This window comes from Atribacterota bacterium, from assembly GCA_028703475.1.
Taxonomy (GTDB): Bacteria; Atribacterota; Phoenicimicrobiia; order Phoenicimicrobiales; family Stramentimicrobiaceae; genus JAQVMU01.
The window spans coordinates 1-6,927 of record JAQVMU010000080.1; the positions used below are offsets into that span (position 1 = coordinate 1).

A 6,927-nucleotide genomic window follows, 5' to 3' on the forward strand; every position below is an offset into this window, starting at 1 on the left:
CATTTTGGACAGGGAAAAATACCCTCTTCCATATCTTTAATCGAGGTAGTAACCTCAAATACATTCTGACAATCCTGACATTTATAATTGTAATTGGGCATGGATATCAGTCCTCCTTTCTGCTGTAGATATTTTCATTTTCAACTGTTAAAATATTTTACATAAATTAAGATAATTTAGCAACAGGCATCTATGGATTTGATTTATTAATTTTTCCAATTATTAAATAAAAAGTTTGACATTGATGATATTATAATACATATAATAACTGATATTATAAGCAGATACCAAATTATGAATTTGTTAGGAGAAAAAAATAATGTTTAGTTTTAAAACATTGCCAGAAATGCTTCAAGAAAGCGTAAAAAAACATGGGGAAAAACCTGCATTTAAAGTTAAAGAACAAGGAAGGTTCATCCCGGTTACTTATAAGGAACTATATCAGAAGATAAAATCTTTTGGAACCGGATTACTGGAAATCGGTATAAAAGAATTAGACCATGTCGGACTGATAAGTGAAAACCGATTGGAATGGATTATCTCGGATCTTGCAATAATACATCTCAGAGCTGCTGATGTTCCCTGCAGCGGTGGTAGCTCTCCAAAAGATATATATTTTAAGCTTAGCCACTCTGATTCCACAGCAGCTATACTGGAAGGAGAGAAGCAGTTCATCAATTTCCTGCAGATGCCGAAGGCATTGCCAGAAATAAAAAATATAATTTTGCTTGATAAAATAAATCTTTTTTGTGAAATAGCGGAGGCTCCGGAATGGGCAATCCCAATCGATTTTGTCGAAAATAATAAAATAAGCAAAATTTTTGAAAAAACATTAAACAGTTTTATCAGACATCAAAATACTGCTTTATTCTTATCACCAAAGGCTAAAAATTTTTTAGAAAATTATCTGGAAAATAATCAGCAAGTATTAAATAAATTAAAGGGTAAACTTCCTGCTGCTTTTTTCAAAGAAACCCTAATGCAAAGGATATATACTGTTGACAAAGGTTTTAACCAGCAAAAATCTTTTAAAATTTATTCTTTTGATTATATCTCACAAAAGGGCCAGAAACTTTTAGAAAAGGGAAATAATAAATTTGAAGAAATAGCTAAAAGCGTCAGGGAAGATGATCTGGTAACAATCATTTATACATCCGGTACAACAGCGGACCCAAAAGGTGTTATGCTGGTTCATTCCAATTTTGTTCATAATGTTCGGGTAATGCCTCCTGTTCAAGATATTAATGGAAATGACAGGTTTTTATCAGTCCTGCCTTCCTGGCATATCTTTGAAAGAACGGCAGAATACCTTTCCTTAACCGTTGGTGCATCAACCGCCTACAGCAAGCCTTTTAAACAAATACTTCTTCCTGACCTTGCGGATGAAAAACCAACCATAATGACCAGTGTACCAAGAATATGGGAAAGTGTTTATCAGGGAGCTATGGCAAAAGCCAATAAAGGAAGTTCTTTTCAAAAAAAAGTATTCGACTGGGCCTTTAAAGTGGGGACAAAGTATAAAGAAGCAGAAAAAATTGCCAATAATGAAATTCCATTATTTGACAGATTGGAATTTAGTCCTGAAGAAAGAAAAAAAGCCAGAAAGACTATGGCTATGTTAGGATGGCAATACAAGCTCGCCGACAAGCTGGTCTACAAAAAAATCAAGGAAGTTGCCGGAGGTAAGCTGAGATTTGCCATCAGTGGTGGAGGAGCATTACCGGATAATGTAGATAAATTCTTTGATATAGCCGGAATTCTGGTCTGTGAAGGTTATGGACTAACTGAAACTTCCCCGGTCTTATCTGCCAGGAATCCCAATGCCCGAATCATATCTACCGTGGGGACAACCATGCCCGAGGCTGAAATAAAAATAGTTAATAAGGATAACCTGAAAAAAGAAATACCCAATGGCCAAACCGGTGTAGTTCTGACTAAAGGTCCGATGGTTATGAGAGGTTATTACAAAAATGAACAGAAGACTGCTGAGGTTATCCAGGATGGCTGGTTTAATACCGGAGATCTGGGAAGAAAGACAAAAAACGGTAAATATTTGCAATTAGTAGGCAGATCAAAAGATACCATAGTCTTAAGAGGTGGGGAGAATGTTGAACCCCAGCCTCTGGAAGAAAAATTACTGGAGAGTGAACTTATTAACATGGCTGTGGTAGTAGGCCAGGATAAACCTCGCCTGGGGGTACTCATTGTTCCAAATTTTGAAACTTTAAAGGCTTTTTGGGAGAAGGAAAAAACTAAAATTGAAAACATCAGTGATTATTTAAAAGATCCTAAAACTATTTCTCTTTTCCAGCAGGAAGTCAGAAGACTAATATCCAGAGAAAACGGCTTTAATCCATATGAAACAGTTATGGGATTAGCTTTATGTTCACGGGAATTTAGTGTAGAAACAGGAGAGTTAACTGAAACCCTAAAAGTAAAAAGATTTGAAATCCATAAAAAATTTGAAGAGATTATTAATAAAATCTGCGGATAGATAAAACAATCAAATAGTTCAGACTATAAGTTTTTTATTCAAGTAGTCAACAAAACTCCGAGATTAAAAGCTTTATCAAGGAGTTTTGTTGACTTTCTAACCCCTTCTCCGGAATCTGATTCAGTAGCAATCAATGTATCAACCAATTCAATATTGGCAAAATACTTACACCATATTCTAATAGATGCCAGTGCATGCTCAGGATTTCTGGAAATGTTAGCTACCCAGACAAAGATGGCTTTCTTTTTTTTCTTAATCCTGGGCTTAAAGACCAATTTGCCGTTTGGCTGGGTAATAATCTCTGCCAGACAGTTTGATCTATCTATCATAAGCTTGAGCTGGGCACTGAAAGATGCAAAATAAGCAGGTGCACCAATAACCAGGGCATCAGCGCTTTCAAGGATACTATAAATTTTATCCATCCCGTCATGAAAAAAACAATATTCAGGAGAGGGAAATTTTTCACAAGCCTGGCAGGGCAGAATATCCAGATCATTAAGGTAAATTTTTTCTGTCCTGGCGCCAGAAGTTTGAGCTCCTTCCAGGGCTTTTGTTACCAGAGTATCCGTATTCATACCCTTCCTGGGACTGCCTATAATACCCACTACCTTTAAATTATTACTCATTTTTCTTATTGCTCCTTCATAAGATTATTACAATTTATTATAAATCTCTTTAATTACCGGAACAGTAATATTATTTTCTTCCGCCATACGGATTAAAGTGCCACCGAAAATATCTCCCTCGTGCCGAGCATTACCTTTTTCATAATCTCTCTGGAAAGATGTTTTGGTCTCATAGGGAAAACCTTGTGCTTTTTTAATTGTCTCCTCAACTATGTTTTCTGCGAAATCTACATTTTTTGCATTTCCGATTAAAATTACTTCATTCATAATTTCCTCTGTTAAAGTCCTTAGCTTCTCATCTCCCAGAACTTCTCCAATTGTTTTTCCTGCATAAGCAGTTACCAGGCTGAATGGTGCAATAAAAATATATTTTTCCCATATTGCCGGATATGGATTTTCAAACCAGGAAGCCTTTATTCCTATTTGTTTGAAATATTCAGCAATTGGCTGATAGTTATACTTCTGATATTCAGGATCTTTACCAAATACAATTTGCCCTTCCTGCCCCTTCTGTCTGACTGTTCCCGGTATTTCGATACTGGAAGATACGTAAACCGCAGCCGGTGTAACTATTGCCTTCTGTAATTTTTCCCGAATTCTTTCATAAATATCAACCCCATTTAATAAAGGAATAATTATAGTATGAGACGAGACATTTTTTGATATGGCAGAAACTGCATTTTCTAAATCATATCCCTTTACACAGAGTAAATACAAATCAGGAGTTGGAATTCTTCTTATATTATCTGTAGCAATATTGGGAAAGCAATTGAATTCATCGTTATCCGTTATAAGCTTAAGTCCATGCTCCTGAACATATTTCAGGTGTTCTCCGCGACCTATGAAATATACTTCCATATCATTCAGATTTTCAGTATTAATTTTATGTGCTATCCTGCCACCAAAATAACCTCCGACTCCACCGATACCATATACACATACATTTTTAATTTCTTTTGACATATTTTCCTCCCACTTGCCTTAATAATTATTATTAACTCATAATATAGAGATAATGGCATCATAAAATCTAAAAATAATATGAATTTAATACTTTATAAACTGGATTACTTTATTGTTATTATAATAACATAATTTAAAATATTTTTATTTAGAGATTTTGGGAAGAATAAGACACCTTTTCATTTGTATAATATTATTGAGTCTGACAATTAAAATAATATCTGATAATTTCCTTCTGTTATTAAAAGTTATTTAATAAAATTGTCTTATTAGTTGAAATAAAAATATCGATGTTTTTCTCAATATTTGAAGCTATTTAAATGTAAAAACCCTTAGAGAGAGAAAAAATATTTTTGCTATAGTCCTGAGTTTAGCAAAGCATGATCCCATAATAGTCTATATGTACCATCATATTTTCTTGCCCCATAGTCAGTAAAAAGGGGGGTATCTCTATAAATAAAATAGAAGGCTTTTTTTATTCCTGAGTCTTTTATATAATCAATCATCTCTTTTAAGGCTACAGCCTGTATTTTTTCATCAGTAGAGTAATCATCCAGGGAAGACCAGCTTATATTAAACTCTGTTATATAAGTACTTTCGACTCCAAAGCCATTTACCATTTTAGTTATAATTCTTTTCCAGTCGTTGTTATAATTGTCATTTCCGCCCCTGTACATATTAAAGGCTAAAATATCAATATCACCCTTTCCAACCATTATCCAATAATCTATATAATCGGTAAAACAGGTATAGCTTATTTTCCCGTTGGTGAATATTGTTTTCACTTCACTTGCTATAGATTTTAGATTCTCAATCATTTGCACTGCAGTTAATGTAGTGCCATCAACATGCCATTCCTCTTCATTTCCTATTTGGAACTCATAAACTCCATTACTCTGTGCCCATTGGGCAGCATCCAATATAGCCTGCCTGAAATTTGGCCAGCTTTCTTCTGTAATTAAAAAATCTGTATTGTTATGAGAATTTGAAGAAACTCCCCAGACTACTTTGGCTCCTTTGGCAACTGCTACCTGAACTGCTGACTTGGAATCTGTTAACAATTTATCGTTTTGATAATCGGGAATATCTATTCTTAGCTCAGTAAAACCATTAGTCAATAGTATATCTATATCCTTGTTAAATCTTCGAATAGAAAAATTGCTGAATAAACACATGCCCAAACCAGGCCATTTTGTGGTAATTGTGTTGATTGTTTCTACAGTCTTTGTTTCACTATTGTTGGGTGTTTTTTCTAAAACATTTAAATTATCAACAGTAAGCTCACACGCATATATAATGGCTGGATAAAAAGTTATTATTAAAAGAATAAAATATAGAAATAAGATTATGACTGCCTTTTTCATGATGATATTCTATTATATATCCTGAAAAAAAACAATCATAATCTTTCGTTATCAAACAACTGCTCTTAAAAAATTAAACGATTACTATCAATGATAGATTTAGTACAATGATGTTGTTTCAGCTCTTGTATTTATACCAGCTAACCTTATAGTATCAGAATTAAGAAGTGCCTCATTCCATATTAATGTCCTATAAGTTCCATCTTCTTTTAATACACCATAGTCATCATGTCTGAAACAGAAATAAACAGCTCTTTTTATTCCTTTGTTTTTAATATATTCAATCATATCGAAAATCGCCTCAGCCTGCTCTGCTTCGCTTGTTGAGTAGTCTGTCAGAGATTGCCAGCTCACATTAAATTCAGTCAAATAAACGTTATTAACTCCAAAGGCGTTAATCAAAATATCCAGCAGTCCTTTCCAATAATCACTATAATTTCCATTTCCACCCATATACAGGTTTGATGCGATAATGTCTATGTCACCCTTTCCGGCATTAGCCCAATCCTGACTGAATTCCGGAAAACAGGAATAACTTATCTTTCCATTGGTAAAGATTTTCTGGACTTCAGTTGCTACAGATTTTAAATTTTGGATTATTTGATTTGCAGTCATTGTAGTACCGTCAATATGCCATTCTTCTTCATTCCCTAATTGGAATTCATATACTCCATTATTCTGTGCCCATTGTGCAGCATCTAATATAGCCTGTCTGAAGTTTGGCCAATTAGAATTTGTAATTGTAGTCCCGTTTGATGAAACTCCCCAGATTACCTTTGCTCCTTTAGCAACTGCGGTTTGTACAGCAGATTTAGACTGACTCAACCAGGTAGAGTTTGTGTAGGTTGGTATATCAATGCGTAAGTATTCAAAACCATTATCTAATAACATATCTATATAGCCGGTATTATGGTAGTATATCCCCATGCCCAAACCATCCCACTTATCTGTAAATATTAAATCGTCGTCATTATTGTCATCGATAATGGTATAAGATTTGCTGACCTTAAATGATAAATTGCCTGCTTTGTCATATATTGTACCGGCAGGCAGGGTTATTGTTTTTGTACCAGCCGAACTGGTATCAATATTTATTGAACCTGAAGAAGGAGAAACAACTCCTGACAGATTATCTGTTGCAGTCCATGATGCTGTCACAATTTCATTTAATTCATATTCACCCGTGCCGGGTAATGTTATAACTATTACCGGTGGTGTCTTATCTATATTAATACCGGAAACAGTTACCGGATCAGCAACATTACCAGCTGCATCTATACATTCACCGGTACTGGTTACTGACTGATCTTTTCCTTCTGTAGTTACAGTAGCACCTTTTACGGTATTAGTAACAATTCCGGAGGCATCTTCCCCTACATCCTCACAGGTAAATATTACTGTTACATCAGTATTATTCCAACCGGAAGGATTAGGCAGAGGATCCCTTGAACCGGTAATTACAGGTTTAATGGTATCCTCT

5 protein-coding genes are annotated in these 6,927 nt (G+C 34.6%); 1 reads left to right on the top strand and 4 read right to left on the bottom strand.

Going from position 1 to position 6,927, the window contains the following annotated elements; genetic code table 11:
- Positions 1–319: 319 nt before the first annotated feature.
- The gene (locus tag PHQ99_07435) at positions 320–2,494 is read left to right on the top strand and encodes a long-chain fatty acid--CoA ligase (GenBank protein ID MDD4289401.1); all 2,175 of its coding nucleotides are present in this window, start codon (positions 320–322) and stop codon (positions 2,492–2,494) included.
- Between the two features lie 38 nt (positions 2,495–2,532).
- Here the strand turns inward: PHQ99_07435 and PHQ99_07440 are convergent, their stop codons facing one another.
- The 4 genes from PHQ99_07440 to PHQ99_07455 form a co-directional block, all read right to left on the bottom strand.
- Positions 2,533–3,120 carry a flavodoxin family protein gene (locus PHQ99_07440; GenBank protein MDD4289402.1) on the bottom strand — a complete coding sequence of 196 codons (588 nt, stop codon included), beginning with the start codon at positions 3,118–3,120 and terminating at the stop codon, positions 2,533–2,535.
- 27 nt (positions 3,121–3,147) lie between these two features.
- Positions 3,148–4,083 carry a 2-dehydropantoate 2-reductase gene (locus PHQ99_07445; GenBank protein ID MDD4289403.1) on the bottom strand — a complete coding sequence of 312 codons (936 nt, stop codon included), beginning with the start codon at positions 4,081–4,083 and terminating at the stop codon, positions 3,148–3,150.
- A 356-nt stretch (positions 4,084–4,439) separates the two neighbouring features.
- On the bottom strand, positions 4,440–5,447 hold the full coding sequence (locus PHQ99_07450) for a hypothetical protein (GenBank protein ID MDD4289404.1): 1,008 nt from the start codon (positions 5,445–5,447) through the stop codon (positions 4,440–4,442).
- 99 nt (positions 5,448–5,546) lie between these two features.
- Positions 5,547–6,927 (bottom strand): hypothetical protein (locus PHQ99_07455; GenBank protein ID MDD4289405.1); only part of this gene is annotated, 1,381 nt, incomplete at its 5' end.